The sequence below is a fragment of the Psychrobacter sp. 1Y4 genome, from assembly GCF_051847555.1.
Map to the genome: position 1 here is coordinate 1 of NZ_JBPYDE010000299.1, position 876 is coordinate 876.

The 876-nt window shown below is 43.6% G+C and carries 2 protein-coding genes; both read left to right on the top strand.

Annotated features, from left to right (window positions below; translation table 11 throughout):
- Nucleotides 1–18 precede the first annotated feature (18 nt).
- Nucleotides 19–351, top strand: a complete 333-nt coding sequence (locus ACS8FC_RS15910) for an FAD-binding domain-containing protein (protein ID WP_439297484.1) — start codon at nucleotides 19–21, stop codon at nucleotides 349–351.
- A 60-nt stretch (nucleotides 352–411) separates the two neighbouring features.
- Nucleotides 412–846 carry a DUF3429 domain-containing protein gene (locus ACS8FC_RS15915; protein WP_439297483.1) on the top strand — a complete coding sequence of 145 codons (435 nt, stop codon included), beginning with the start codon at nucleotides 412–414 and terminating at the stop codon, nucleotides 844–846.
- Nucleotides 847–876: the final 30 nt, after the last annotated feature.

Consider the following 876-nt stretch of genomic DNA (forward strand, 5'->3'; position numbering starts at 1 on the left):
CAACTTGATCAAAGGCGTTTGGAGAAATGGAAAAGTGGAAAAACGGAGTACCCCATCGTCAACGCCTGTATGCATCAACTGAAGGCAACAGGATATATGTCTAACCGCGGACGACAACTGGTGGCAAGCTGCTTTATTCACGAATTGGATCTTGATTGGCGTTATGGGGCAACCTATTTCGAGCAGCATCTTATTGATTATGATGTCGCCAGTAATTGGGGAAATTGGCAGTATCTAGCAGGCGTGGGGGCGGATCCAAGAGGGTGTCGGCAGTTCAATCTTGATAAACAAACCCAGCAATACGATCCAAACGGTGAGTTTATCCATCAGTGGCAAGGTGAGTTAGAATAAGATGTCTCATTCATATATCATAGAAATATCGATAGACTAAACACGAGGTAGATTCATATTATGAAAAAACCCAGTCCTTATTTGACCTTTGCAGGTGCTGTTCCGTTTGTCGCTTGTGCGCTCCTGCTCATTATAGGCATTAATGACATACCTTACTTAGGGGCAGTAGCTGATATATTAAGCACTTATGGTTTGGTAATTGCGTCGTTTATGGCCGGATCGCAGTGGGGTAATCATTTAAGCTTGGCGGATGACGATAAATGGGCCGTCCGATTGCCTTTAGTCAGTAATGTGATTGCAATTGTTCTGTGGCTCGGGTTTTTGATGTTACCAGTGGTCGGTTTTATTTGGTTACTGGTCATTGGATTTGCCAGCATGTTGATGATTGATTATGGGCTCAATCGCGCGCGTATTATCACGCCAGATTATTTCAAAGTGAGAACCTATGTGACGGCGATAGTGGTTGTGTCTCTGATAGTGGCTGCTATGCAATGAGAAGTAATGTAATCAGGTAGATTCAACATT